Source organism: Asticcacaulis sp., assembly GCF_051956075.1.
Lineage (GTDB): Bacteria > Pseudomonadota > Alphaproteobacteria > Caulobacterales > Caulobacteraceae > Asticcacaulis.
The window spans coordinates 1-26,164 of sequence record NZ_JBQCGA010000015.1 but is presented as its reverse complement, the minus strand read 5'-3'; the positions used below and the strand labels follow the sequence as shown (position 1 = coordinate 26,164).

Genomic DNA, 26,164 nt, shown 5'->3' with positions numbered 1-26,164 from the left:
TAATCGGGAGGCGGAGATGACAAAAGGTCAGGCATGGTCGCGGATCAGCGCGCCGGTCAGCGGCGCCAAGGGCGAGGGGCTGGCGCTCGATCTGGCGGCGCAGATTGCGCAGAGCTTTGACGCGCGGTTGAATGTGCTGTTCACGCCGCCCGATCCCGCCGAACTGGCGCCATGGCTGGGCGAGGGCTTTATGGGCACGGTGCAGATGTCGGCGCTCGACAATCTCAAGGCCGCCGCCGACGAGGCCGAGAGCGTGGCGCGCGAGCAGTTCGCCGCCTTGTCTTACGCCAACAAGACCTTCACCGCGCTCGATTCCCCGGTCTGGCAGGATCTGGCCATGGAGACGCGCCTGTCGGACCTCGTGGTGTTCTGCGACGCCAGCGCCAGGGGGCAGGGCCTGCTGTCCGAAGCCTTCCAGCAGGTGCTGATGGAGGAGCGCGCCGGGGTGTTTATCGCCCGGAAAGCCTTTGATATCAAAGGAACCGCCATTGTCGCCTGGGATGGCAAGGAGCCGTCCTCGCGCGCCGCCCGCCGCGCCGTCGCCCTGCTGAAAAAGGCGTCCAAGGTGGTGGTGGTCGGATCGCCTTCCGGCGACGCACCCGCCGATCTGAACCGTCTGGCCGACTATTACGCCGCGCACGGAATCGCCACGACGGTGGAAACTTTCCCCAAGGGCGATATTCTGCAACAACTGATCGAGGCCAATGAACGCCATAAGGCCGACTATATGGTCGCGGGCGCCTTTGGTCGTTCACGCCTGCGCGAATTCGCCTTTGGCGGCACGACGCGCGCCCTGCTGCAAAACACGCAGCTCAACCTCTATATGGCGCACTAAAGCGCGTAGATTACGCTGTCGAACAGGATCGGCGAGTGGTGGCGCAATTTCAGGCGATAATCGCCCGGCAGGTCGCGCAAGGCGGCGGTCAGAACGCTGAGATCGTCGGGCTTATGATAGGCGCAGATCGCCATGTTCGGGCGGTAACGCATGATCGTCTTCTGCGCGCCGCGTAAGGCGTTGGCTTCGGCCCCTTCGATATCGAGCTTGATCAGAGTCACGGGCCCGATGTCGAGGTCGTCGAGCGCCTCCAGCCTGTGTTCGCCGGGCAGGCTGGAATCAATGCGGCGGCCAAGATCAATCTCGCCCTTGAGATTGACACGCGCCGGTCCGTCCCACAGACCGCAGGCGTGCAAGGTGACATTGGGCATGCCGCCGCTTTTTTCGGCAAAACGTCGCGCATTGTCCGGGTCGAGTTCAAAGGCGTGGATATGACGATAGCGCCCGCCGGTGCGCGCGGCGAAGGCGCGGGCCGTATCGCCGTCATAGGCGCCGCCATCGACCAGCACCTCGTCATCGCCAATCGGCAGCAGGCCTTCTGCAAAATAGATGCTGTTTTCCGGCATGCGTACGGCGTCGAGCCAGGCCTGATCCCAGGTCAGCCGGTACAGCATCAGGGCGTCGAGCGTGCGGCGGCTGTCGGCGTCGCTGAAGACGTCGCTGACGGCGGCGTGTTCGGCGAAGATGCGCGCCTCATCGGTGAAGGCGTCGATCAGGCGCAGCGGCGAGCCAGCCGGAACCAGACCGGGCAGGGCGGCCAGAACCGCGAAATAGGTCAAAAGGGGCCGGTCTGTCTTCGTCCAGACGCGGTTGAAATGCGCGATGGCGTTTTCCGAACCGCAGCACATAACGCCAATCGCATCGGGGTGGCGCGCGACGATCGCTGCGACGTCGCTATCGCCAATGACGGGAACGCCGTCCTCGCTTGTCCCGGCGCGGGCGTTATCGACGAGGGCGACGACCTGACCGCGCGCCAGCATGGCGGTGACGAAATCGCGGCTCAGCACCGAACCGGCGCCCAGCAGGATCAGCGGGCGCGCGCCCAGCCGCAGGTCATCGCGCTCACGTCGCGTTTGCGCCAGCCAGTCGCGCGTCGCCGCGTCGTTAAACTTGACGGAACCGAGGTGGGGCTGGCTCATAACGAAAACCTTGCGATCAGGGCGTCGCGTATCTCGCGCATAACGCCGCTCCAGTCGCTGAGATCTGCGGGCTGGAAGACGCGCGCCGACGGATACCACGGAAAGTCCGGCGCGCCCAGTTGCGTCCAGCTTCGCCGCGTCGTCACCAGCCATAAAGGCGCGCCGGACGCGGCGGCGATATTGCTGGCGGCGTTGGGCGGGGCGATGATCAGGTCAAGCGCGCGACAAGCCGCCGCCAGATCGTCGAGATCGTCTTTCACATCAAGCGTGGGCAAGGTCAGCAGCGGCGCGCCCCAGCCCTGCGCCAGCCGCGTCTCCTCAGCGGTATCGCCATATTGCAGATTGACGAAGCGTGCGCCGGGCGTGGTCAGCACATCCCGCCAGGCGGCAAAGGGCGCAAAATAAGGATCGCGCCGCGCGCCGCTCTTCAGGCTTTTCCACAGGACGCCGATCTTCGGTCCCGCGCCCATGCCGTCCAGCGCGGCCCGCCAGTGCGCGACGCGCGCCGGATCGGGCGTCAGAAAGACGTTTTCCGTCGGAAAATCCGAGAGGCGCGCCCGGTAGAGGCTGAGAAAATCGCCCATCAAGGCCCACTGGTCGATCTGGTTCTGATCGAAGTCGGGAAAGCTGCGTTGCAACAGGCCATCGACGCGCCGGGTGCGGTGCGCGATGACGCGCGCCTGCGGAAAGCTGCGCGCAAACAGCGGGACGAGCCGCGGCTCGACCGCGAGCGTCAGTTCGCCGTCCGGTCCCAGATCGCGCAAAACGTCGGGCAGCAGCGAGGCGAACAGAACCTCATCGCCCAGACCCTGTTCGGCGCAGACCAGCAGGCGGCGCCCGGCCAGAGACTCGCCGGGCCGCCAGTGCGGCGACCACAGAGCGTAATGCACCTCCTGCGTCGCGCCATAGCGATAACGCGCCTCATAGGCCGCCCAGCCCTGAGCGAGGTCGCCGGTCGCCAGCAGCAGTTGCGCATGGGCTATGGCGGCGCTGGCGTCGTCGTCGGCGTCGTCGAACTGACCCGATACGGCGGCGAGGTCGTCCAGCGCCTCCGTTTCATGGCCCATTTCGAACAACAGCCAGCCGCGCAGCATGCGCGTCGCGGCGTCATCCGGCGCCAGACGCAGCGCCTCATTGTAGAAGATCAGCGCGTTGTCGTTATCCTGTTGCGCGGCCAGAACCTCGCCAAGCGCGCGCCAGAGCTGCGGAATCTCCGGGTTCTGCGCGACGACCGGCTTGAGCAGATCGACCGCCTCTTCGCAGCGCCCCAGTTCGCGCAAGACCGACGCATAGCCGCAGATCAGGGCCGCATCGACCTCGGCGCCACGCAGTAAATGGGCGTAGAACTTCTCCGCCAGCCCATAATCGCCGAGCCGGAAGGCCAGATTGGCCAGCCGCCGCGCCACAAGCGGCGAGTCCGGCGCAACGCCCAGAGCCGCCTCATAGGCGGCGAAGGCGCCGGGCAGGTCGTTTTGCGATTCCAACCGTTCGGCGCGGTGCAGGGCCTCAGTCAGAGCGGTCGCTGTCACGTCTTCGTCTCAGCCGGATAGGCGGCGCGCAGGGCGTCGGCGACCGCTTGCACGACCGGCGCCCAGTCGGTGAAGGTTTCGGTGAAGAAGCAGCGCGCTGTCGGATACCAGGGAAACCGTCGCGTACCCAGCGCGGTCCAGCTCAGCAATGGCAGCATGAGGAAGATATTGGCGCCGCTGGCGCCGGCGATATTGGCGGTGGCGACCTGCGGCGTCACGACCACGTCCAGCGCCGCGCACAGCGCCGCCACGTCGTCGAGATCGTTTTTCAGGTCGATGCCCGGCGGCGTCCAGATATCAATCCCAGCGGCCCGCGCCATATCCAGTTCCTCGGACACGTCGCCATATTGCAGGTTGACGAATTGCAGCCCGTTCAGCTTGAGGATCGGCTCCCAATCGGCGAACGGCGAATAGAAGCGGTCGCGCCGCGCGTGGCGGATCAGGCTTTTCCACAGCAGGCCGATCTTGGGCTTTGCGTTCAGTTCGCCCAGCACGCGCCGCCAGTGCGCGACGCGCTCCGGGTCGGGCGTCAGATAGCCGCCGTCGGTCGGGAAATCCTCGACATGGTTGCGGTAGCGACTCAGGAAGTCGCCCATGATTGTCCAGGCGTCGAAACGGCTCCAGTCGTCGATATCGGGGAAGATGCGCACCGTGCGCCCTTCGTGCTTGGTGGTGTGGTGGCGCACGATCTCGATATCGGGGAAGCTGCGGCGGAACAGCGGGACGAGGCGCGGTTCGACCCCGACCGCCAGATGGCCGTCCGGTCCGATCTCGCGGCGCAGGTCGCTCAAGAGGTTGGCGAACAGGATTTCATCGCCCAGACCCTGCTCGGCGGAGACGAACAGGCGCCGCCCGGCGACCGCTTCGCCCGGCTGCCAGCGCGGGCGCGGTATGACATAGTGAACGGTCTCATTGCCCGCATGGCGGCTGCGGGCGACATACCACTCCCAGCCCTTTTCCAGTCGTCCCAGGCCGAGATTGGCGAAGGCCAGGCTCAGCTTGCAGGTGTGCTGATGTAAGGGATCGTCGAACATCGGCAGGGCGCGCTCCAGAAGCTCGACCGACTCCTCGCTGACCTCCGTGCCGCCGAGATTGTACAGGGCGTGGACATGATTCGGATCGAAGCGCAGCGCCTCGCGATAGAAGAGTTGCGCGCTGGGAATATCGCCCATGGTGTTCATCACCGTGCCCAGCACATTCCACAACTGCGGATCCTGCGGATGGCGCGGGATCGCGTCCTGCAGCAGCGCGATGGCTTCCTCGTTCTTGGACTCCTCGCGTAAGGTGGTGGCCAGATTGTTGACCGCTTCAATGCTGTCGGGACACTGATTCAAGTGAAAGCGGAAGAACTTCTCCGCCATATCGTTATGGCCCATGCGATAGGCGAGGCGGCCCAGATCGGAGGCGATGGCGATATTGTCGGGTTGCAGTTTCAGCGCCGCGTCATAACAGGTCAGGGCGGTGGTGAAATCGCCGCACTTGTCGCGCGCCACGCCGAGTATGTGCCAGGCCTCGGCGCATTCCTCGTCGATATGCAGCGCCTTGAGCGCCAGTTCGCCGCCTTCGGCCCATCTGCCGATTTTGAAATTCTCGACGGAGTCGCGCAAAAGCCTGAGCATATCGGCCTTGCGGATATGCTCATTGGCTTCGGCGAGGATGCGCAGGGCTTCGCTTGAGCCCGAATCACCCATAATCCTTCGCGCGGGCGCCTGAGGATCGAAACCTTGAAACGGCAGGGCGACGTCGCCCCGGGGCCTTGCGCCGGAGCGCGGGTCGCTGGCAATCGCCTCCAAAGGCGCAAACCGTCCGTCCGGCGCCGCCTGAAGGGCGGGGGACAGACCTTTTGGCTTAGTGGACATGGACTAGCTCCGGACGACGCGACGTGCCATTCTGTAAACAGGGATTCGCTTAAGACAACCTAAAGAAAGCTGGCCGGGTTGTCGCAGGGCCGATCCTCGCAGCGCCTTCCGGCCTGTCGCGAAACCGGATGTTAACCTCGGTTGCGGTAGGAAATGGGGACCGTCTGTTTCGCCCAGGCCGGCCAAGGAAAGTCTGATGCCGCTTAAATTGTCGCTGAAGCCTGGTGAAAAGTTCGTGCTGAATGGCGCCGTCGTGCAGAATGGCGACCGCCGCTGTTCGCTGGTGCTGCAGAATAAGGCGTCCGTACTGCGCGAAAAGGACATCATGCAGTCCGAGGACGTGAATTCGCCGGCGCGTCATGTCTATTTCCCGGTCATGATGATGTATCTGGACGAGGCGAGCGCCGACAAGTTCTACGATGAATTCCTGCATCGCATGACCGAATTCATGGGCGTGATCAATAATCCCGTGATTCTGGCCGAATGCGTCGCCGTGTCGAAAAGCATTCTGGCGCGTGAATACTATAAAGCGTTGATGGGCTGTCGCAAGCTCATCGAGTATGAGGACGAAAGACTGGGACATGTCGCTTAAAGCGTATCAGACCACCGCCGCCCGCGCCGAAGACCCCCGCCAGACCGAGTATCGTCTGTTCGGACAGGTGACGCGGGCGCTGATGGAGGCTGAGAAGCTGGACCGCATGCAGATTCGCGAGCGGATGGACGCGCTGGACTGGAACCGGCGCATGTGGTCGATGTTCGCCTCGGACTGCGCCAGTGACGGCAACAAGCTGCCTGCGCAGATCCGCGCCAATATCATTTCGCTGTCGATCTGGGTGAACAAGCACACCTCGCTGGTCATGCGCAGCAAGGAAGAGATCGCGCCGCTGATCGACGTCAACCGCATTATCATGCAGGGGCTGCTGCCGCAGCGGCAGGGGGCTGACGCGGCGCCCGATCCGTCCGCCATGCCGCGGCAGTCTTACGGCTGATCCTGACTATCCGAGATGAAACGCGATGAGCAGCAGCGGCATGGCCGCCGCGCTCAACACCGTGGTCAGGGCGATGATTCCAGCCATCAAGGGCGCGTCGCCGCCCATATGCCGCGCCAGCACATAGGCCGCCGCAGCTGACGGCGCCGCCCCGCAGCACAGGGCCACGCCCTGCGCCAGCGCATCGCCGCCCAGGGCGCGGCACAGTCCCCAGCAGATCAGCGGCATGATCAACACCTTATAGGCCGCCGTTCCCGCCGTCAGCCACGGCTGACGCGCGACATAGCCGAAGCTTAAGCCCGCCCCGGCCAGGATCAGCCCGGTCGGAATCGCCGCTTCGCCCAGCATGTTCAGCGCCTTTTCCAGCGGCGGCAGGTGCGGAACGCGCAGCAGGTTCAGCAATAGTCCAAGCAGGCAGGCGGCGAAGATCGGATTGCTGATGACGGTGCGCGCCAGTTGCAGGGGCGTCTTTCGGACCGTTTCGGCCCCCATATCCCCCCAGTGCGCCAGAGCCAGTATGCTCAAAAGGTTGGTGACCGGGATCAGGGCGCTGACCGCGACGGCGGCGACGCTCATCGCCTTCGGCCCGAAAATCGCCGCCGCCACCGGGATGAAGACGAAGGAGTTGAAGCGGATCAGACCCTGAAACAGGCTGGAATAGGTCGGGCCGGACAGGCGGAGGACGGGTTTCAGCAGCAGGCCCAGCCCCGCCGAGATCGCGATGGTCAAAAGGATCGCCGCCCCGACCGGGCCGGCGGACGGCCCGGACAGGTCCGCGCCCCAGATGGCCGGAACCAGAAAGCCCGGATACAAAACATATACGGCGAAGGTCTCGATCGGGCGCCACGCCGAATCGCTCAGAAAGTTCGACTTGCGCAAGCCGTAGCCAAGCGCGATCAGCAGAAAGATCGGAAACAGGCCGCCGAAAATCGTCGCCGCGTTCACGGGGCGGCGTCCCGCATACGGTCCAGAGCGCCTTGCAGAATATAGGCCGCTGCGTTGCGGTCGATGACCTCGGCGCGTTTGGCGCGCGACAGGTCGGCCTCCTCGATCAGAAAGCGGTTCATCACCGAGGACGACCAGCGCTCGTCCCAGAAGGCGATCGGCAGGTCGCGCAGGCGTAAGAGGTTGCGTCCGAAGGCGCGCACCGACTGGCAACGCGGCCCTTCGGTTCCGTCCATATTGACCGGCAGACCGATGACGATCCCGTCCGCCTCGCACTGCTTCATCAGGTGAAACAAGCGCTCGGCCTCCTGCGTGAACTTGCTCTTACGGATCAATTCCAGCGGCGAGGAGAGGGTCAGGGAGATGTCGGACACCGCCACGCCAATGGTCTTTTCGCCGAGGTCAAGGCCCAGCAGGGCGCGGCGCGGCGGCAGGGCGGCTTTGAGGTCGGTGATGTCGAATACGGGCATGACCTGACCACTGGCGCCGCCTCGCTTTCAAGTCAATGCGCAGCGGGCGAACTCGTCGCATTCGTGAAAATTTCTTTTGCAACATAAGTATTAAATTTATGTCATAAATTAAATTCCTGTAATTCATGAAATTCATTTAATACATGGATTCGATTTAACAATATTCATGTTTAAACCGTCATCTGATGCGTGTATTTGTTTGCTCAGTTCTTAAACGCTTCTCTCTGGAAACTATCTCAAAGGAAACTGATCATGTCCCGCATCGCTCTTATCGCCACTGCCGCCCTGACCTTCGTCGCCATCGCGCCGACCCTGGCTCAGGCGCAGACCCGCACCCCGGATCAGCGCGCCGTCACCGCGCATGTCGATTTTAACGACGTCAACCAGACGCGCTTCTATTACGCCAAGCTGCAGGCCGCCGCGCATGCGGTCTGCGCCAGCGACGCATCCGACCCGCTGACCGCCGACGCCGATAAGGCGTGCGAGCGTCAGGCGCTCAACGACGCCGTCCGTCAGGTCGGCGCGCCGCAACTGAGCCGTCTCGACCGTGAAAACGATCGCGCCGACAAGGCTCAGATTCTGGCGTCCAACGACCGGTAAATCTGCGGAGCAAACTTCGATGAAAAATCTGTATTTTATTGGCGCGCTGGCTGTATCGGTCAGCGCTCTGGGGACCGCTTTTGCCTGCAATGCGGACGATCTGACGCCGACCAGGGTGGCGGTGACGTTTAAAACCGCCGACCTCAACAGTCCCGCCAAGGCGCAGAATGTGCGCGCCCGTCTTTATAAGGCCGCACAATATGTCTGTGAAAGCGAAGGCGAGGGGCCGAAATGGCGCGAAGCCGACGATCGCGCCTGCGAGACCGAAGCCATGCAGAAGGTGGAACAGCAACTGACCGCGTCCCGAAACGCCAGCCTGTCCCGCAAAGACCAGCCGCCTGCGCGCGCGCTGGCCGAGCGCCGCTGACGCGCTTCTTACCGTCAGACGGCGCAAAGGACCGCGCGGCGACCCCGCCCGCGCGGTCCTTATTTGTGTGCGCCTCTTGCCAAAACCGCCTCCAATCGCTAACCGGGAGCCCTGATTTTTAAGGAGTCCTGTCATGGCCATTGATGTGGCGACGGTGAAGAAGGTCGCCAGTCTGGCGCGCCTGCGCGAAAGCGATGAGCGCCTGGAGGCGCTGGCCGGCGAGCTGAACAGCATTCTCGGCTGGATCGAACAGCTGAGCGAGGTCGATGTCGAGGGCGTCGAACCGTTGACCACGGCCATCGACATGCCGACTCCGCTGCGCGACGACGTGGTCACGGATGGCGGCATTGTCGAGCAGATCGTCGCCAATGCGCCCAAATCCGTCGATGGCTTCTTCGTCGTGCCGAAGGTGGTGGAGTAATCATGAGCAAGCTGACGCAACTGACGCTCAAGGGCGCGCTCGACGGCCTGAAGGCGAAAGACTTCACCTCGGTTGAACTGACCGAAGCCTTTATCGGCGCCATCGAAACCGCCAATCCGGCGCTCAACGCCTATGTCGCGACCACCTTCGACAAGGCGCGCGCGCAGGCCGCCGCTTCCGACGCCAGGCTGGCCAAGGGCGAGGGCGGGCGCCTGGAAGGCGCGCCTTTGGGGATCAAGGATCTTTACTGCACGAAGGATGTGCGCACGACCGCCTGTTCGGGCATTCTCGATAATTTCGTGCCGACCTATGAATCGACCGTCACGCAGAACCTGTGGGACGACGGCGCGGTCATGCTGGGCAAGCTGAATATGGACGAGTTCGCCATGGGCTCGTCCAACGAGACCTCGAAATGGGGCAATGTCGTCAATCCGTGGAAAAGCAGCGGCTCGAACGCGCCATTGACCCCAGGCGGCTCGTCCGGCGGGTCGGCGGCCGCGGTCGCAGCCGATCTGTGTCTGGCCGCCACGGCGTCCGACACCGGCGGCTCGATCCGCCAGCCCGCCGCCTTCACCGGCACGGTCGGCATCAAGCCGACCTATGGCCGCTGCTCGCGCTACGGCATGGTCGCCTTCGCCTCGTCGCTGGATCAGGCCGGGCCGATCGCCAAGACGGTTGAGGACGCGGCGATCCTGCTGCAATCCATGTGTTCGCACGACGTCAGGGACTCGACCTCGCTGAACCTGCCGGTGCCGGATTTCTCGGCGGCTCTGGGCAAGTCGCTCAAAGGTTTGCGCGTCGGCATACCCGACGAATACCGCCTCGACGGCATCCCCGCTGAGATCGACGCGCTGTGGGAGCAGGGCATTGCGTGGCTGAAAGACGCGGGCGCCGAGATCGTGCGCATTTCCCTGCCGCATACCAAATACGCCCTGCCGTGCTACTACATCATCGCCCCGGCGGAAGCCTCGTCCAACCTCGCGCGCTACGACGGCATGCGCTACGGCCACCGCACCGAGTCGGCGCAAGGCCTGACGGATGTTTACGAGCTGTCGCGCTCGGAAGGTTTCGGCAAGGAGGTCAAGCGCCGCGTCATGATCGGCGCCTATGTGCTGTCCGCGGGCTTCTATGACGCCTATTACGTCAAGGCGCTTAAGGTGCGCCGTCGCATCGCCGAGGATTTCACGGCGGCCTATCAAAAGTGCGACGTCATCCTGACCCCGGCCACGCCGTCCTCGGCCTTCGAGCTGGGCGATCAGGCCAAGGCCGCCGATCCGGTGCAGATGTACCTGAACGACGTCTTCACCGTCACCACCAATCTGGCGGGTTTGCCGGGCATGAGCGTTCCCGCCGGGCTGGACAAGAGCGGTCTGCCGCTGGGCCTTCAGGTCATCGGCAAGGCGCTCGACGAAGCGACCGTGCTGAATGTCGGTCAGGCCATCGAGCGCGCCGCCGCCTTTTCGGCGCGTCCGGCGCAATGGTGGGCGTAAACAGGCGGCTTGCCGGAATCGCGAGGCGGGGTTACCTGTTAGCTGTTTTCCACAGGTTCGCTCCATGATCCGTTCCGTACTTCGCCTGTCCGTCGCCGCCGTCGCCCTGATCGGGCTGCTGGCGGCGCCCATCGCTTTCGCGCAGGATGAGAACGGCGACGACGATGACGATACGGACGCGGTCATGACCGCCGCCATTGGCTGTGTGGCGACCTATGATCTGGTGCTGGCGCGCGGTCTGGCGGGCCAGCAGGTCGCCGATGTGCAGCAGGCGCGGGCGCAGGCGCGTGAAGTCTATAAGGAGGCGGCGCAGCTTGACGACGATCAGGTTGACGCCGACATCGCTCAGGCGGACGCGAAACTTCCCGACCTGCTCGACGACGGCAATGTGACCTTGCAAAAATACCGCCATATCTGCGACCAGTTGCTGAGCGATGACGACGGCGCCGATCTGCCGCAGGCGACGGGCGCCTGATCGTGCTGCGGCGCGAAAAATATCTTTTGCAACAAATACCTTGGCGAACGCCGCAACTTGCGGCTAAATCATGGCCAGAGATCCATTGGAGCCTTTCATGAGCCAGACTGCGCCCGCGAAACATCCCGTCAAGCACGTCGAATTCACCGCGCGGGGCATCGTCCTCGGCATACTGATCACATTGGTTTTCACCGCCGCGCAGGTCTATCTTGGCCTCAAGGTCGGTCTGACCTTCGCAACCTCGATCCCGGCGGCGGTCATCTCGATGGCGCTGTTGCAGGCGTTTCGCAACGCCTCGATCCAGGAAAACAATATCGTTCAGACCATCGCCTCGGCGGCGGGAACTTTGGCCTCGGTGATTTTCGTCCTGCCGGGCCTGATGATCATCGGCTGGTGGCAACATGTGCATTTTCTCACCACCTTCGCCGCCTGCGCGATCGGCGGCGTGCTGGGCGTGATGTACACCATGCCGCTGCGCCGGGCGCTGGTCAGCCAGTCGGCTCTGCCGTATCCAGACGGCGTCGCCGCCGCTGAGGTGCTGCGCGTCGGCACCTCGTCGCGCGAAGGCGGCGCCGAAGGGCGGGCGGGCCTCTTGGCGGTCATCTGGGGCAGTCTGGCCTCGGCTCTTTACGCGGCGGGCGCGGGCGCCAAGCTGCTGGCCGGAGAAATCTCCACCTATTTCAAGGTCGGAACCAAGGGCGCCACGGGGCTGGCCGGTTCGTCGTCTCTGGCTCTGGCGGGCGCCGGGCACCTGATGGGCATTACGGTCGGCGTCGCCATGTTCGTCGGTCTGGCCCTGGCCTGGGGCGTGTTCGTGCCAATCCTCACCGTGCATTTTCCCATGCCGGACCTGTCCGCCGCCGATCATGCCGGTGCGGTCTGGTCCACCAAGGTGCGCTTCCTCGGCGCTGGCGCCATCGGCGCAGCGGCGATCTGGACGCTGGGCAAGCTGGCCCTGCCGGTGTGGTCCGGCCTGATGTCGGCGCTGGAGACCAACCGCCTCAGCCGCTCCGAAGGCGTCGTTATTGCGCGCACCGAACAGGATCTGCCGGTCTGGATCGTCGGCCTGGTCGTGCTGCTGAGCATGGTTCCGGCGGGCTGGCTGCTGATGAATTTCGTCTCCGGCGGGCCGCTGAACGATCTGGCCCTGCCGCTGGTGATCACCGGCGTTTTGTATATTCTGGTCGCGGGCCTGCTGGCGGCGGCGGTGTGCGGCTACATGGCCGGACTGATCGGCTCGTCCAACTCGCCGGTGTCGGGCATCGCCATCCTGACCGTAATCGGCGCCGCCTTTCTGACCGGCATGATCGGCTATCATTTTACCGGACCCGATACCGGGCAGGCCCTGGTCGCCTATGCGTTGCTCGTCACCACCGTCGTTCTGGCCGTCGCGGTGATCGGCAATGACAATCTGCAGGACCTCAAGACCGGGCAACTGGTCGATGCAACGCCGTGGAAACAGCAGGTGGCGTTGATCATCGGTATCTTCGCCGGCGCTCTGGTCATTCCGCCAGTGCTGGAACTGCTCAACAATTCCAATGGCTTTGCGGGCGATCCGCATTACCACGCCATCACCAACCAGCCGCTGCCCGCGCCGCAGGCGACGCTGATCTCGACCCTGGCCAAAGGGGTGATCGGCGGCGATCTCGACTGGGGACTGCTGGGCATCGGCGCTTTAGTCGGTCTGGCTCTGGTCGTGGTGGACGTCCTGCTGCGCAAGTCGAGCAAGGAGAAGTTCAGCCTGCCGCCTCTGGGCGTGGGGCTGGCCATCTATCTGCCCTCCGCCGTCACCGCGCCGGTCGTAGTCGGCGCCGTTGCGGGCTGGCTGTTCGAGAAGTTCGTCTCCGGGCGCAAGGTCAACGGCCATGACTGGGGCGAGGCGGCCAAGCGTCTCGGTGTGCTGGTCGCGTCGGGCTTCATCGTCGGCGAAAGCCTGCTCAATGTCGCCCTGGCCGGGATCATCGTCCTGACCAAAAATCCCGCCCCGTTCGCCGGGCCGTTCGCGTCCTTTGCGCCGTCGGAAAGCGTCTCTATGATCATCGCCCTGGTCCTGGCCTTTATAGGCATTGTCGGCCTGTATCGCTGGGCGGCCATGCGCGCCAAAAAGGTGGTCGCGGAGAACGCCGACGGGTGATAAAGGCCCTGCGCCCCCTTTTCCCGCACCGGCAAGATCGTTAGGATAAGCGTCATGAGCAATGTCGAAAACCGCCCCGCCATCAATCCGATCCCGGCTGACGGGATCACCTATTTCTTGCATCCGCATCCGCGCTCGCCGTTTTCCGAAGCCGTGCAGGTCGGCAATGTGCTGTTCCTGTCGGCCATGATCGGCCTCGACGAAAAGGGCGAACTGGCCAAGGGCTTCGAGAACGAAGTCAAATTCATCATGTCGAACACCGCCGACATTCTGAAAAAGTACGGTCTTGGCCTCGAACACATCTTCAAATGCACGGTCATGCTGACCGACATCGACAAGTGGGGCGACTTCAACCGCCTGTACAAGCCGTACTTCCATCCGGCCCGCCTGCCGGTGCGCACCGCCTTTGGCGTGACCAGTCTCGCTTACGGCGCGACGGTCGAGATCGAATTCTGGGCGCACGTTCCCGGTGAAGCTTAGGCCAGCCTGTCCTTGAGAAAGGCTAACACGGCCAGTTCCTCCGGGGATAACAGGTCGTCCGTCGCTTTCGCGGCGGGCAGAACCAATTCGCCCGCCAGATAGGCCTCCGGCGCCTTGGGATGGACGTAGGATTTGCGGCAGACGGCGGGCGTGTTGCCCAGCTTCTGCGCGACCGCCTTCATCGCCTGCGCCACCATGCGCTTGCCGTGCGCCGCCGAGGCGCAAGGTTCGCACGACGCCAGCCAGGAGACCGCCAGCACCGTGCCGTGCCAGGTGCGGAAGTCCTTGGCGGTGACCTGGCCTGCGCAGGCTTCGCGCAGGTAGGCGTTGACGTCGCCGGAGGTGACGTCGCGCACGACGCCGTCCTCATCGACATATTTGAACAGCTCCTGACCGTCGATTTCGGCGCAGGCGCGGGCGACGCGGGCGATACGGCGGTCCGACAGTTTCAGGCTCCAGGTCTTGCCCGACTTGCCGGTGAAGCGGAAGCGCAGGGTCCGGGCGCTGATCTCGACATGTTCGGGCCGCAAGGTGGTCAGACCGAAGCTGTTGTTCTTACGCGCATATTCGTCATTGCCGATACGGATCAGGGTCCGCTCCAGCAGCGCGACGACGCTGGCCAGCACCTTTTCACGGCAGAGACCCCGGCGCGCCATGTCGGCTTTGATCCGCGCCCGGATGGCGGGCAACTGCTCGGCGAAGGCCAGCATGTGACCGAACTTGTTGTCCTCGCGCAGGGCGCGCCAGTCGGCGTGGTAGCGGTACTGCTTGCGGCCCCTGGCGTCGAAGCCGGTGGCTTGCAGATGCCCGTTGGCGTGCGGGCAGATCCAGACATCGCGCCAGGCCGGGGGGATGGCCAGGGCCTTGATGCGGGCGACGGTTTTTGCGTCGCGGATGCGGTCGCCCCTCTGGTCGAAGAAGGCGAAGGCCTTGCCGTAGCGGCGGCGGGTCAGGCCCGGCTTAGCGTCGCTGACATAGCGCAGGCCTTGGGCGCGCGCATCGGCGGCGGGGTCTGGCGGCAGGTCGAGCAGGGCGGCGGTTTTCATTCTTTATAGCTGCCGCCGACGCCGGGGAAAAAGCGATGGGGCGGGTGGGGGCCGCGCATAAAGAACTTGTAACCGATTACAAAACCGGCAAGTCTCTCCCGCAAATACATGTTGGGAGAGAGACTATGATTGATCGTCGCCGCCTTCTTCTGGGGGCCGGAGGGCTGTCCCTGGCCGCCACAGCCGTTTCCGCCGCTGCGCAAGGCTCTGCGCCCAAGGCTGTGGGCCAGCCGCTGCTTGGTCATCCCGATCTGCCCGATCAGCCGTCGCAGCGCATGCGCTGGGCGATTGTGGGGCTTGGCACCTTCGCGCTGGGGCAGGTGATCCCCGGCTTTATGGGCGCGGACGAGTCCACCATCACGGCGTTTGTTTCGGGCAATCCCGACAAGGCGAAAGAGCTTGGCGCGCGGTACGGCGTCTCGAAGCTCTATAGCTATGATACCTTCGATAAGATCGCAGAGGATAAGGAGATCGACTGCGTCTATATCGTGCTGCCGGTCGGGCTGCACGCCGAGTACACGATCCGCGCGCTCAAGGCGGGCAAGCATGTGCTGTGCGAGAAGCCGATGGCCTCCACGCCTGCCGAGTGCGAGGCGATGATCGCCGACGCCAAGGCCGCCAACCGCCAGCTCGGCGTCGCTTACCGCGTGCATTTCGAGCCCAACAATGTCGAGGTCGCGCGGCGCTGCGCGTCGGGCGAGCTGGGGACGCTCAGATATTTCACCGGCGACGCAGGCTTCAACGCCAATCCCGACTGGCCGCCGCACAAATGGCGCTTGCAGAAGGCGCTGGCCGGGGGCGGCTCGATGTACGATATCGGCATCTACGCCATGAACGCGGCGATGATGTGCCTTGGCGAAGACCCGGTGTCGGTCTCGGCCGTCTATTCTTACCCCCGCGACGATCCGCGCTTCCGTGAGGTCGAGGGCGGCGTGGACTGGCGCATGACCTTCCCGTCCGGCATCCACGCGCAGGGTTCGTCCTCCTACTGCTATGCCGGGGGGACGCGGCAGAAGATATTTGGCGCGACGGGCGCCATCGTCATGGAGCCTGCGTCGGACTATTACCGCCAGAACGTCACCCTCTCCAACGGCCAGCCGCTCAATGCGGGCAATCCGATCAGCCAGTTCGCCGCGCAGGTGGACGGCTTCTCCAAGGCGGCGCGGGCCAATGTGGCGCATCTGACGCCCGGCGAGATGGGGCTGCGCGATATCCGCATCATTCAGGCCATGTACAAAAGCGCCGACAATGATGGCATGAAGGTGATGTTATAAACGTCATCTTTCTACCGTAATCCGGGGCGAGATAGGGAACAGGTTTTTTCATCAGGAGGGCGACATGATTCGTCTGGCTTCGGTTCGTATGATCACTTTGGCGACGGGCGCGGCGGCGTTGAGCCTGGGCGCCATGACCCCGTTGGCGGCGTCGGCGCAGGGCGCGCGTTATGACGGCTATTGCTACGTCAAGAAGGAAGACCTGGCGGGCAAGGACGCGGCCATCGGCGCGGCGGCGGGCGCGATTGCGGGCGGCCTGCTCGGCAAAAAGGGCGACAAGACCAAGTCGGCGGTGATCGGCGGCGCGGTCGGCGGCGCGGCGGGCTATGTGGTCGGCAAGAATTCGCACGAGAAGATCCGCTGCCGCGGCGCCAACTATTATGTCTTCAAGCACGGTTCTTATGAGCCGGCGCCGCGTGCGGATCATAAGGTCGTTTATTTCGAGACGCGTCCTGCCGGGATGAACTACTGGTACATCTATAAGGGCAAGACGTATCGTTACCACTAAGCTGTGGTGAGAGGGCGTTTTCAGGGCCTCGGCGTCAGCCGGGGCCTTTTTTCATTCCGGCGGCGGGTGGGCAGCGTAGAAATATTGCAGGCGCGGGCAGGAATGCCAGGGATCGTCGGGATCGTAAGGGGTTCCGTCGCGCCAGACGCCGCTTTCGCGGGCTAATCTGACATAGAGCAATTCATCGCAGGTGGCGCAGAAGAGTTGCCAGTCGCTTTTGTCTTCCTCACCGGGCATTTCGATGCACAGCTCATTGTCGGGATGGCGGAAGCTGGGCGTGCCCCAGACGTATTTTTGCCAGTTGTAAAGGACGGGTTCGGCTTCGGCGTCCTCTTGTCCGTCATCGTCGTCTTCGTCTTCGTCCCAGTCGTCCTCGTCCCAGTCTTCGTCTTCATCGTCGTCGTGGTCATAGGTCCACGGACCGTAGCCGCCGTCGGGCAGGTGATAGAGCTGGCGCAACATGCGCTCGGCGGCCTGACCGTAGCGCGCGGCGCGCAGGGCTTCGAGATAGGTGTCAGCCTCGGCGATCTCGCCGACGGCCTCCATCAGCCGGTCGGCATAGTCGCGCAAGTCCAGCCGCGCCGGGTGGACCGCCTGATAGCCGGTCTTCGGGTCGGGGATGTTGTACCCCTCCACCGCTTCTTGCGCCGCCTCCCCACAGGGTGGGGAGGAGAGGGGCGCATCATCGCTCTCCTCCCTGTCGCGCAGCGATGGGGAGGGGGACCGCGAAGCGGTGGAGGGGTGGCTTTCCGTTGTCTCCGGCAGCGGCCCGTTGATCACAAGATCGACCTTCGGAACCAGCAGCAACAGGCGGTCGGCCTGCTGAACGGCGCGGGCGCCGCGCGCGGCTTCCAGATAGGTCTTGGGCATGTCAAGCTGGCGCAGCCGTTCCGCCACGCCCTCGGAAAACTCGCGCAGCTTCGCCAGCCGCGCCTTCAGCGCGTCCTCATTGGCTTTGATCCTGTCCGCCCGATCTGACATGGGGGATAGGATAAGCGCGGTTTGAGGGGCGGGGATTAGTCGGGAAGCAAGATACCCCACCACCACGCCCTGCGGGCGCGGTCCCCCTCCCCAAACGCTGCGCGTTCAGGGAGGTATAAGGTTAGTTATTCTTATACCTCCCTGGCTATGCCGGGGAGGGGGACCGCACGAAGTCGCGCAGCGGCTGAGATGTGGTGGTGGGGTGTCTTGCTTGCCTTATCCGAAAGCTTTGCGCAGGTCGGTCAGGGACGCCATCAGGGTCAGGTCATTGGTGGGCGAGCGTTTAAAGCCCCATTTTTCATAGAAACCACGCGCGCGTTCCGACAGGGCATGGATCAGCAGGGCGCGCAGGCCGAGGGTTTCAACGGCGCTGAGCGTGCGGCGCACGGCGTCGTGCAGCAGTTCGTGTCCAAGGCCGTCGTTCTGAAACGCGGTGTCGATGGCGAGCCGCGCCAGAATGGCGACGGGGATCGGATCGGGCATATTGCGGCGAATATTGCCTGTGGCGTCGGCGTGGAAGATGGAACCGGCGCTGAGGGCGTAATAGCCTATGATCCGATCGTTATTTTCGATGACAAAGGTTCGCGATGCGCCGCTGAGATCATTGCCAAGCGCGCGATGAGTGAGCCAATGGTTGAGTTTAGGAACGCCGCAATCGAAGTCGTCCAGCGCATCGCCGGGCGCAATCGGCCGGGGAGGCTGCATTCAGGCTTCCCAGCGCGGTTTGACGGCGGCGAGCTTTCTCAATTCCGGCATGTCGCGCGGCGGGGCGTCGAGCAGGCGGTTGAACTCGGCCCATTGCGCGTCGTCGAGCAGGAACAGGCGGCGGTCGGCCAGGGTTTCCTCGGCGGCGCTCAGGCTCTGGTCGAGGACAAATTCGCTCAAGGTTTTGTGGCGCGCCTTTGCGGCCTGTTCAAGCAGGGTCTTAGCCTGCGGCGTCATGCGCAGGTCAATCCGGGCGGTCTTGGCGCGGGCGTCATCGGGCATGGCGGAACTCCCTATTGAGGGGGGAGTTTACTGTACGGATGGTGTACGGTCAAGGCTGCGCCAGCCGCGCCTTCAGCGCGTCCTCATTGGCTTTGATCCTGTCGTCCCAGTCTGACATGGGGGATAGGATAGGGCCAGTTTGAGGGGCGGGGATTAAATCGACTTGAGATGCGGAATGTATAATAGGCGTTTAATAAAAAAGAATTTCAGGCAGCTTTATATTCTTGAAGAGACACTTTATTTTCTAAATCATCTCCGAACAGTCGCATCAATTTTGTGGTTGTATCGACAAGATCATCAAGTTCATCAATTGAAATCAAAGCTTCTTCCCCATGTGCAATCGCATTACGTCTTTTTAAGAGAAATACATCAATGAATGAAAGGTCTGTCTCAAACAAACGATAATTAATTCCACAAACAAGACAAATATCTTTGAGGACGTCAGAATTTAAATTAGATTTTGTGTTAATTAAATCGTCATTTGGTCGTGAAAATCTTTGCGAAGAGCATGATAGAATGTCATCTATCAATTGGCATCTAGCCTCAATGCCCAACTTGGAAATAGCCAACGAATTAAGTCTAGGCAGAAAATAATTCTTTTTAAATTGATCATCTAGTTCGTTGTATTTCAATTTTTTTATGGAAATGTGTTCCATAAATTTACGGGCGCAAAAACGCACATATCCTTCCCAGTGCGCATAGCAAATTGTGATGGCCGCGCGGAGTAAAACTCGTTGCATCTTGGCGTCTGAACGAAGCGTCACATTTTTCAGGTCAGAGATTTCTTTAAGTCTCCAAGTGCGATCTTCAGTAATTTGCGATAAAAAATCGGCTTCGGTAAATGCTTTACTCATGGCTTAAACCACTTTTCACCAAATGGAACTGTTCGCTGTATTCTTATAGTTCCCCGTAATCCTGGTGATGTGAAGTTCTCAAGTTCTGGCTGAGACCAAAAGTCTCTAGATTTTTGTAAAACGAATTCTTCAGAGTTTTTCATTTCTGATATTGCGGTGATGTTTTTTGCAATTCCAACAGCAATAACTTCAAGACCAACCAATCCGACCCGACCTGAGTAATGCCCGTTGTCATACCTCCTAAGGGAGTCTCGACCAGCGATTTTGTTTAATAGAGAAAAGGTCAAGCTAATGCACTCAATATTATTATTTATATCATTATTGGTTGCAAGCTCGACAATTCCATTGTCAATGTACTCTTCAACATCCAATGTTCCATCATAAGGAATATAGGTGTGAACCAGGAAGCGTGTCATTAACTCTAGATGGCGTTGTCTTTCAATTTGATCTTCTGTAACTGATATTACACTTTTAAAGTCTTCCCCTTCCGCTAGAATCTTTATTGATCTAAAATAATCCTTATTAACCATTAGTATGATGCAATTTCTTAGTTCTTGAGCATTTGCTTGAGTTCCGCCAGCATTAAGCCTTTGGAATAGTTCGAATTTTGTTTGCTCATTGCTTGGTCTTTTTAAAATTTCCACACTTAATCTAGAGCGTCTAATTGTTAGTTGAAATGGTTTTTCAAGAGGAACTTGTTCATCGAGTGGCAGGTCAATTATTTTCTCACTCCTCTCCCAGACCGTATTATGCAATGAAGGAAGGTGCTTGGTAGCTTCGAGTATTGAGGGGGGCATCAAGCCACCATCTGGGTTTTTTAATTTACCCATAAATTCTAAGATCGTCGATATTCTTTGAAGTCCGTCGATTAATTCCCACTTACCGTCATCCTTCTCAAATACAAAAATGGATGGAATTGGAATGCCCAAAAGAATCGACTCAATAAGTTTTGATTTTTGACTCGAATTCCATCGAAAGAGTCTTTGAAATTCTGGATCAACTACAATTTCACTATCGTCATACATGCTGACGATTTCCCCAATCGACATTGTAAAAGCGTCTGTTTTTACTAAGTGTTGTGCTTTTTCAATTTCGTCTGAAAGCATTGATCGGTCTCATCCGCTATAGCGCTAAATTTGGTAGTTATTCGATTCACAGAGTACAATAAGACACGCTTCAACGCTAATGATATAAACATTTGGGAGCTATTGAGATCAATTTTCCTTCCCACGCCCCGACTCCCCCGCTATATCCCCCCTATGACAAACGCTCTCGATATTCGCGCCGCTGAGGCTTCGCAACACATTATGGGCCGGACGGGTCCGTGGGAACTGGTGATCGGGCTGGAGGTTCACGCTCAGGTGGCGTCGAACACCAAGCTGTTTTCCGGCGCGCGCGTCGGCTTTGGCGCGGGGCCGAATGAGCAGGTCAGCCTGGTTGACGCCGCCATGCCGGGCATGTTGCCGGTGCTCAACCGTTTCTGCGTCGAGCAGGCGGTGAAGACGGGGCTGGGGCTGCGGGCGCAGATCAACCGCTTCTCGCGCTTTGACCGCAAGAACTATTTCTATCCCGACCTGCCGCAGGGCTATCAGATCAGCCAGTTGTTCCACCCCATTGTGGGCGAGGGCGAGGTGCTGGTCGAAAAGGATGACGGAACCGCGATCACCGTGCGCATCGAACGGCTGCATCTGGAGCAGGATGCGGGCAAGTCGATCCACGACCTTGACCCCAACGCGACTTACGTCGATCTCAACCGCGCGGGGACGGCTTTGATGGAGATCGTGTCCAAGCCCGATATCCGCTCAAGCGATGAGGCGGTGGCCTATTTCAAGAAGCTGCGCACCATCTTGGTGTATCTGGGCACCTGCGACGGCGATATGGAAAAGGGCAATATGCGCGCCGACTGCAATGTCTCGGTGCGTCGTCCGGGCCAGCCGTTCGGCACGCGCTGCGAGATCAAGAACGTCAACTCATTCCGCTTCATGCAGCAGGCCATCGAGTACGAGGCGCGGCGGCAGATCGAAATCCTTGAGGACGGTGGCGCGATTGATCAGGAGACGCGCCTGTTCGACGCGGTGAAGGTGGAGACGCGCTCGATGCGCTCCAAGGAAGAGGCGCACGATTATCGCTACTTCCCCGATCCCGACCTGCTGCCGCTTGAGCTGGAGGAAGCGTGGATCGAGGCGATTCGCCAGCATCTGGTCGAGCTGCCCGACAACAAGAAGGCGCGCTTTATCAGCGAGTACGGTCTGTCGAGCTATGATGCGGGCGTGCTGATCTCGGATCAGGCGCGGGCGGACTATTTCGAGGCGGCGGCGAAAGGGCGCGACGCCAAGCTGGTCGCCAACTGGGTGACGAATGCGCTGCTGTCGCGGCTGGCCGAGGCGGGGCAGGAGATCGGCGAGAGCTTTATCACGCCGGAGCATATTGCCGGGCTTGTCGAGCTGATCGAGAACGAAACCATCTCGTCCAAGATCGCCAAGACGGTGTTCGAGCATATGTGGGATGAGAAGGGGATTCTCAGCCCTGCCGAGATCGTTGAGAAGCACGGGCTCAAGCAGGTGACGGACACCGGCGCGATTGAGAAGGCGATTGACGAGATCATCGCCGCCAATCCCGACAAGGCCGAGGCGGTCAAGGACAAGCCGCAGGCTCTGGGCTGGTTCGTTGGGCAGGTGATGAAGGCGACCGGCGGCAAGGCCAATCCGGCGGCGGTCAATGAGCTGTTGAAGGCGAAGCTGGGGGTGGAATAAAGCCCTCCCACCGCTTCGCGGTCCCTCCTCCCCGCTGCGCAGGGAGGGATGAGATGGAAAGCCCCCGGTTTGCGCCGGGGGCTTTGTTTTACTGGAAGTCCGGAGCCGGTTGGGTGGTGGCGTAGGGGGTGTCAACCATGGGCGTTCCGGTCGATTGCGGGCTGGTGTCCGGCTGACCGAAGCTGGACGGAGCGGCGTGGGTCGGGCCGACGACGGTGATGTTCGGCGGCGTGTCTTCGGGCAGGGCTTGCTGGTCGTCGCGTCTGTAGCTGTCATTATTGTAGGCGACCGGCGGGGCCGCAGGGGCGGTGTAGTCATAGCGGTCGGTCTGATAGACTGGCTCGTCGCCGAGGGCCTGGGCGCGTTGCAATTGCTGCTGGTTCAGGCGGTTGGAACTTTGCGGATTGTACGGGTCGTTGGCCGGGTCATTGGCGGCGACCGCGCGTTGATGCTCGCGCTGTAGCTGGGCCGGATCGTTCAGGGTCTGAGCGAAGGCCGCGCCGCTGAAAACCAGGCCTGCGGCGATGGCGGCGGCGGAAATCTGCGTCTTGGTCATGTCATGCTCCATTCTTGCAGCCCCACGCCTTAAAATAGGCGGGGCGGCGTAAGGATGAGAGCGCGAAACGGGCGGGCTGAGATTCAAAAACGGTAAGGCGGGCGGAAGGGAGGGACCGCCCGCCTGACGCGGTCAGTGGCTCATGGCGGAGTCGGACATAGCGTTGTTGGACATGGGGGCCATGGCGTCGCCGGAGGACGCGGCCATCGCGTCGCCGCTGGCCATCGGCGCCATGGCGTCGGAGGAGGAGGCGCTCATGGACATGGCGTTTTCGCTGGTCTTCGGCGCGGAGCAGGCGGCCAGGGTGGCGAGGGTGAGGGCCAGAGCGGTCAGGGTGATGGTGCGGGTCATGCGGGGGTTCCTCAGATGGAGTGGGGCGTGATGATGTAAGACAGGCGCGCTGTCGGTTAAGGGATACGTCGCGCTGTTGAGAAAGGTTACGCGGGGCTTTTCTTTGTAAGCGGGAGGCTTTAGGGTCGCGGCAAAACGGGGGTGTGCATGAGCGATCTGGCGTTGCGGCTGGCGGGGGTCGGCAAGAGCTTCGAGGCTTTCGAGGCGGTGCGGAATTTAAGCTTTGAAGTGCCGCGCGGGACGATCTGCGGCTTTTTAGGGCCGAACGGCGCGGGCAAGACGACCAGCGTGCGCATGATGCTGGGCCTGACGGCGCCGACGCGCGGGACGATCGAGGTGCTGGGCGGGCCGGTCGGTCGGGCGCTGGACCGCATCGGCTTCATGCCGGAGGAGCGCGGGCTTTACCGCAAGATGAGCGCGCTGGATGTGATCGTGTTTCTGGCCGGGCTCAAGGGCGTCAAGGCGTCTGTGGCGCGCGAACGCGGGCGAAAGATGCTGGAGGCGCAGGGGCTGGGGGCGTTCGCCAACGCGCAGATCCGCTCGCTCAGCAAGGGCATGTCGCAGAAGGTGCAGTTGATCTCGTGCCTTGTGCATGAGCCGGAGCTGGTGATTCTCGACGAGCCATTTTCGGGGCTGGACCCGGTCAATCAGGACGGGCTGGAGACGGTGATCCGCGATCTGGCGCGGCGCGGGGCGACGGTTCTGTTCTCCACCCACGTCATGCAGCACGCCGAGCGTTTGTGCGAGAAGGTGGTGCTGATGGCGAAGGGCGAGAAGCGGTTTGAGGGGACACTGAAGGCCGCGCGGGCGGCGGCGCCGCGCTATCTCGATCTGGAGGGGGCCTTGTCCGAGGCCGATTGCCTGGCCCTGCCGGGGATTGCGGCGGTCGAAGCGGTCGCAGACGGCGAGGGCGGGCGGTTGTGGCGCTGCCGGTTGGCCGCCGAGGCCAGCCCGCATGAGGCGCTCAAGGCGGCCTTCCTCAAAGGGCTGGACGTGCGGCGGTTCGAGGCGCGCGAGCCGAGCCTGCACGATGCGTTTATCGTGCTGAACGGAGAGGGGGCCGCTCATGTCTAAGACGCTGTTGATCGCGAAACGCGAATATCTGGCCTTTGTGAAGACGATCGGCTTCTGGCTGTCGCTGGTGACGCTGCCTTTGCTGATTACGGCGGTGATCGCGGTGCCGCTGCTGTTGCGCCAGACCGCGCCGGTGACCGTGCTGTCGGTGGCGGTGCTGGACTTAAGCGACGACCATGTCGAAGGCGATCTCGATGCGCTGATCCGGGCGCAGGCGACGAAAGCCGAGGGGTTGGAAGGGCTGGCGGCGCAGATGGCGCACGCCGATCAGGTGCGGCTAGCGGCCTTGCCCGCCGGTCTGAGCGCGGGCATGACGCCCGCCGAGGCCGAGGCGAAGATACCGGCCATGCTGAACGCGCCGGATGCGAAGGTGAGCAATATCATCGTCGTCTATGACCAGAACGATGTGCTGCAATTCCATATCTGGTCCACGCCGAAGCAGAAGGGCAAGCTGGCCGACAGGCTGCAATGGGATCTGCATGGGCTGCAATATTACAAGCTGGCGCGCGAGCATGGCGTCGATGCGCAACTGGCCCACGATATGCGCGAATCGCGCGCCAATATCGTCAGCCTGACCCCGGTGGCGGACGGCGGGGGCGATGGCTTCAGCCAGGCCCTGCGTGAGAATGCGCCGAGGTTGGCGGGCATGCTGACCGGCTATCTAGCCTGGATGAGCATCTTCTCGTCGTCGATGATCCTGCTGTCCGGGGTGATCGAGGAGAAGTCGAGCAAGGTGCTGGAGGTGGTCTTGGCCTCCAGTTCGGCGGAAAGCCTGCTGATCGGCAAGGTGCTGGGCGTGGCGGGCGTTTTGCTGAGCGTGGCCTGCATATGGGCGCTGGGCGGCTGGGCGCTGGCGGCGACGGGGATGAGCTTCGTCCCGCGGGAAATTCTGCATGGCGTTCAGGCGGGGCTGAGCGGGCTGTTCTCGCCGCTGCATATCGCGCTGCTCGTGGTCTATTTCGCCTGCGGCTATCTGATGTTCGGCGTCAGTTTTGCGGCCATCGGCGCCTTTTGCGAGACGCAGAAGGACGCGCAGGCGATCATGGGGCCGATGATGATCGTGCTGATGATCCCGATGCTGTGCATGCAGTCGGCCATGGTCGCGCCGGACTCGCCCATTATTCGTTGGCTGTCCTTCGTGCCGATCTTCACGCCGTTCCTGATGCCGCTGCGACTGGCCGATGACCTGCCGTGGTGGGAAATCGTTGTGAGTCTCGGTCTGATGATCGTGGTGGCGTGGCTGATGATCGGCGTCGGCCGCCGCGCCTTCCGCCAGGGCGCGCTGGCGGCCGGGCGGCTGAGTTGGGGCCGACTGGCGCGGATCGCGACGAAGCGGGAGGGGATGTGAGGGGCGGTGGAGATTCCGAGTTTCCATGACGGGTATCTGATCGGCATTCAGGTGCTGGAAAAAGACGTCCGTCTGTCCCTGACAAGTTACAACGGAGAAGCCTGGGAGATTGAGCTGACAGGCGTCGAAGGCTTGCATATGGATGATTTTCAGCAAAGCAACATCATCAGCCACGCCGAGATCATCCAAAACACGCGGCCTGATGCCCTGATCATGGAACGGCTTTTTCCCGGTCCGCATCCTTCGGTGGATCAACAATATCAGGACGCTTATTCGGCTTTCCTCGAGAAGAAGATGGTTGCTATTGAGGCGGGGCAGGCCATGGTCATGTCCATTGAGCCGTCTTACGGAGCGGATTTTGTGGCGTACGCTTCAGGCGTTTCAGCGAAGCGTTTGCAGGATTAAGGCTGAACGTAAGTTACCCCACCACCACCGCGATAAATCGCGGCGGTCCCCCTCCCAAAATTCGCAAGCGAATTCAGGGAGGTATAAGAGGAAGTCATCTTGTGGCGGCGGGGTGTCTTGCTTTCTTTTACAGCAGCGGCTGGCTGGCGAGGGTGAGGACGCGCGCTTCGGGCGGGCCGGTCAGTTGGCCGCTTAGGTTGAAGACGTCGGACAGGTGGGTTTCGGTGAAGACCTTTTCCGGGGCGGCCAGGGGTTTGAGTTCGCCTTGGTGCATCAGCAGTATGTCGTCGGCGA

At 61.9% G+C, this 26,164-nt stretch carries 29 protein-coding genes; 16 read left to right on the top strand and 13 right to left on the bottom strand.

The features are described 5' to 3' along the window. Positions 1-16 precede the first annotated feature (16 nt). A complete protein-coding gene (locus tag ACTHLA_RS04355; RefSeq protein ID WP_440185853.1) occupies positions 17-835 on the top strand; it encodes a universal stress protein in 819 nt (272 codons plus the stop codon). Here the strand turns inward: ACTHLA_RS04355 and ACTHLA_RS04350 are convergent. Genes ACTHLA_RS04350 through ACTHLA_RS04340 form a run of 3 tightly spaced genes read right to left on the bottom strand, consistent with a single transcriptional unit; the run spans position 832 to position 5,362 of the window. Next, on the bottom strand, positions 832-1,974 hold the full coding sequence (locus ACTHLA_RS04350; RefSeq protein ID WP_440185851.1) for an FkbM family methyltransferase: 1,143 nt from the start codon (positions 1,972-1,974) through the stop codon (positions 832-834). The two genes, ACTHLA_RS04355 and ACTHLA_RS04350, sit on opposite strands and share 4 nt — an antisense overlap. Further along, positions 1,971-3,503 (bottom strand): tetratricopeptide repeat protein, encoded by a 1,533-nt coding sequence (locus tag ACTHLA_RS04345; RefSeq protein ID WP_440185849.1) that lies wholly within the window; start codon positions 3,501-3,503, stop codon positions 1,971-1,973. Before ACTHLA_RS04345 ends, ACTHLA_RS04350 begins: the two co-directional genes overlap by 4 nt. Beyond that, entirely contained in the window at positions 3,500-5,362 is a 1,863-nt protein-coding gene (locus ACTHLA_RS04340) for a tetratricopeptide repeat protein (RefSeq protein WP_440185847.1), read from the bottom strand. The genes ACTHLA_RS04345 and ACTHLA_RS04340 overlap by 4 nt, the downstream gene beginning before the upstream one ends. A 196-nt stretch (positions 5,363-5,558) precedes the next feature. Between ACTHLA_RS04340 and flbT the strand changes: the two genes are divergently transcribed. After that, positions 5,559-5,954 (top strand): flagellar biosynthesis repressor FlbT, encoded by a 396-nt coding sequence (gene flbT / locus ACTHLA_RS04335; protein ID WP_440185845.1) that lies wholly within the window; start codon positions 5,559-5,561, stop codon positions 5,952-5,954. After that, on the top strand, positions 5,944-6,351 hold the full coding sequence (gene flaF, locus ACTHLA_RS04330; RefSeq protein WP_440185843.1) for a flagellar biosynthesis regulator FlaF: 408 nt from the start codon (positions 5,944-5,946) through the stop codon (positions 6,349-6,351). Before flbT ends, flaF begins: the two co-directional genes overlap by 11 nt. A 6-nt stretch (positions 6,352-6,357) precedes the next feature. Here flaF and ACTHLA_RS04325 read toward each other — a convergent pair whose 3' ends face one another. Beyond that, complete coding sequence (locus ACTHLA_RS04325) at positions 6,358-7,296, bottom strand: AEC family transporter (RefSeq protein WP_440185841.1); 939 nt, start codon at positions 7,294-7,296, stop codon at positions 6,358-6,360. After that, entirely contained in the window at positions 7,293-7,766 is a 474-nt protein-coding gene (gene ruvX, locus ACTHLA_RS04320; protein WP_440185839.1) for a Holliday junction resolvase RuvX, read from the bottom strand. Before ruvX ends, ACTHLA_RS04325 begins: the two co-directional genes overlap by 4 nt. 252 nt (positions 7,767-8,018) lie before the next feature. Here ruvX and ACTHLA_RS04315 point away from each other — a divergent pair, with 252 nt between their 5' ends. The 7 genes from ACTHLA_RS04315 to ACTHLA_RS04285 all read left to right on the top strand — a co-directional run bounded on the left by ACTHLA_RS04315 (position 8,019) and on the right by ACTHLA_RS04285 (position 13,733). Then, on the top strand, positions 8,019-8,366 hold the full coding sequence (locus ACTHLA_RS04315; protein ID WP_440185837.1) for a UrcA family protein: 348 nt from the start codon (positions 8,019-8,021) through the stop codon (positions 8,364-8,366). Positions 8,367-8,385: 19 nt separating this feature from the next. Beyond that, complete coding sequence (locus ACTHLA_RS04310) at positions 8,386-8,733, top strand: UrcA family protein (RefSeq protein ID WP_440185835.1); 348 nt, start codon at positions 8,386-8,388, stop codon at positions 8,731-8,733. A 133-nt stretch (positions 8,734-8,866) separates the two neighbouring features. Next, positions 8,867-9,154 carry an Asp-tRNA(Asn)/Glu-tRNA(Gln) amidotransferase subunit GatC gene (gatC, locus tag ACTHLA_RS04305; RefSeq protein ID WP_440185833.1) on the top strand — a complete coding sequence of 96 codons (288 nt, stop codon included), beginning with the start codon at positions 8,867-8,869 and terminating at the stop codon, positions 9,152-9,154. A gap of 2 nt (positions 9,155-9,156) precedes the next feature. After that, positions 9,157-10,644: an Asp-tRNA(Asn)/Glu-tRNA(Gln) amidotransferase subunit GatA gene (gene gatA / locus ACTHLA_RS04300; RefSeq protein WP_440185831.1), complete on the top strand. Its 1,488-nt coding sequence runs from the start codon at positions 9,157-9,159 to the stop codon at positions 10,642-10,644. Positions 10,645-10,708: 64 nt separating this feature from the next. Next, positions 10,709-11,119, top strand: coding sequence for a hypothetical protein (locus tag ACTHLA_RS04295; protein ID WP_440185829.1), 411 nt, complete (start codon positions 10,709-10,711; stop codon positions 11,117-11,119). A 97-nt stretch (positions 11,120-11,216) separates the two neighbouring features. Then, positions 11,217-13,253: an OPT family oligopeptide transporter gene (locus ACTHLA_RS04290; protein WP_440185827.1), complete on the top strand. Its 2,037-nt coding sequence runs from the start codon at positions 11,217-11,219 to the stop codon at positions 13,251-13,253. A gap of 54 nt (positions 13,254-13,307) precedes the next feature. After that, a complete protein-coding gene (locus tag ACTHLA_RS04285) occupies positions 13,308-13,733 on the top strand; it encodes a RidA family protein (protein ID WP_440185825.1) in 426 nt (141 codons plus the stop codon). Here ACTHLA_RS04285 and ACTHLA_RS04280 read toward each other — a convergent pair. Then, positions 13,730-14,779, bottom strand: a complete 1,050-nt coding sequence (locus ACTHLA_RS04280; RefSeq protein WP_440185822.1) for a DNA topoisomerase IB — start codon at positions 14,777-14,779, stop codon at positions 13,730-13,732. The genes ACTHLA_RS04285 and ACTHLA_RS04280 overlap by 4 nt on opposite strands. Positions 14,780-14,904: 125 nt before the next feature. On the opposite strand from ACTHLA_RS04280, the gene ACTHLA_RS04275 reads away from it, so the two are divergent. Both ACTHLA_RS04275 and ACTHLA_RS04270 read left to right on the top strand, forming a co-directional pair. Then, a complete protein-coding gene (locus tag ACTHLA_RS04275) occupies positions 14,905-16,053 on the top strand; it encodes a Gfo/Idh/MocA family protein (protein WP_440185820.1) in 1,149 nt (382 codons plus the stop codon). 64 nt (positions 16,054-16,117) lie between these two features. Then, on the top strand, positions 16,118-16,561 hold the full coding sequence (locus tag ACTHLA_RS04270; protein ID WP_440185818.1) for a glycine zipper domain-containing protein: 444 nt from the start codon (positions 16,118-16,120) through the stop codon (positions 16,559-16,561). A 51-nt stretch (positions 16,562-16,612) separates the two neighbouring features. Here ACTHLA_RS04270 and ACTHLA_RS04265 read toward each other — a convergent pair whose 3' ends face one another. From ACTHLA_RS04265 to ACTHLA_RS04245, 5 genes are all read right to left on the bottom strand, one after another. After that, a complete protein-coding gene (locus ACTHLA_RS04265; RefSeq protein WP_440185816.1) occupies positions 16,613-17,542 on the bottom strand; it encodes a hypothetical protein in 930 nt (309 codons plus the stop codon). A gap of 216 nt (positions 17,543-17,758) precedes the next feature. Beyond that, positions 17,759-18,247, bottom strand: a complete 489-nt coding sequence (locus tag ACTHLA_RS04260; protein WP_440185814.1) for a GNAT family N-acetyltransferase — start codon at positions 18,245-18,247, stop codon at positions 17,759-17,761. Next, positions 18,248-18,529 carry a DUF1778 domain-containing protein gene (locus ACTHLA_RS04255; RefSeq protein WP_440185812.1) on the bottom strand — a complete coding sequence of 94 codons (282 nt, stop codon included), beginning with the start codon at positions 18,527-18,529 and terminating at the stop codon, positions 18,248-18,250. Positions 18,530-18,735: 206 nt separating this feature from the next. Next, positions 18,736-19,383 carry an MAE_28990/MAE_18760 family HEPN-like nuclease gene (locus ACTHLA_RS04250; RefSeq protein ID WP_440185810.1) on the bottom strand — a complete coding sequence of 216 codons (648 nt, stop codon included), beginning with the start codon at positions 19,381-19,383 and terminating at the stop codon, positions 18,736-18,738. After that, a complete protein-coding gene (locus ACTHLA_RS04245) occupies positions 19,380-20,489 on the bottom strand; it encodes a DUF262 domain-containing protein (RefSeq protein WP_440185808.1) in 1,110 nt (369 codons plus the stop codon). Before ACTHLA_RS04245 ends, ACTHLA_RS04250 begins: the two co-directional genes overlap by 4 nt. Before the next feature lie 153 nt (positions 20,490-20,642). On the opposite strand from ACTHLA_RS04245, the gene gatB reads away from it, so the two are divergent. Beyond that, a complete protein-coding gene (gene gatB / locus ACTHLA_RS04240) occupies positions 20,643-22,136 on the top strand; it encodes an Asp-tRNA(Asn)/Glu-tRNA(Gln) amidotransferase subunit GatB (RefSeq protein WP_440185806.1) in 1,494 nt (497 codons plus the stop codon). An 88-nt stretch (positions 22,137-22,224) separates the two neighbouring features. Here gatB and ACTHLA_RS04235 read toward each other — a convergent pair whose 3' ends face one another. After that, positions 22,225-22,692 (bottom strand): hypothetical protein, encoded by a 468-nt coding sequence (locus ACTHLA_RS04235; protein ID WP_440185804.1) that lies wholly within the window; start codon positions 22,690-22,692, stop codon positions 22,225-22,227. A 132-nt stretch (positions 22,693-22,824) separates the two neighbouring features. Then, positions 22,825-23,043: a hypothetical protein gene (locus ACTHLA_RS04230; RefSeq protein ID WP_440185802.1), complete on the bottom strand. Its 219-nt coding sequence runs from the start codon at positions 23,041-23,043 to the stop codon at positions 22,825-22,827. 147 nt (positions 23,044-23,190) lie between these two features. Here ACTHLA_RS04230 and ACTHLA_RS04225 point away from each other — a divergent pair, with 147 nt between their 5' ends. Genes ACTHLA_RS04225 through ACTHLA_RS04215 form a run of 3 tightly spaced genes read left to right on the top strand, consistent with a single transcriptional unit; the run spans position 23,191 to position 25,870 of the window. Continuing rightward, positions 23,191-24,117, top strand: coding sequence for an ABC transporter ATP-binding protein (locus ACTHLA_RS04225; RefSeq protein WP_440185800.1), 927 nt, complete (start codon positions 23,191-23,193; stop codon positions 24,115-24,117). After that, a complete protein-coding gene (locus tag ACTHLA_RS04220; protein WP_440185798.1) occupies positions 24,110-25,465 on the top strand; it encodes an ABC transporter permease in 1,356 nt (451 codons plus the stop codon). The genes ACTHLA_RS04225 and ACTHLA_RS04220 overlap by 8 nt, the downstream gene beginning before the upstream one ends. Before the next feature lie 6 nt (positions 25,466-25,471). Further along, positions 25,472-25,870: a hypothetical protein gene (locus ACTHLA_RS04215; RefSeq protein WP_440185796.1), complete on the top strand. Its 399-nt coding sequence runs from the start codon at positions 25,472-25,474 to the stop codon at positions 25,868-25,870. Positions 25,871-26,164 lie beyond the last annotated feature (294 nt).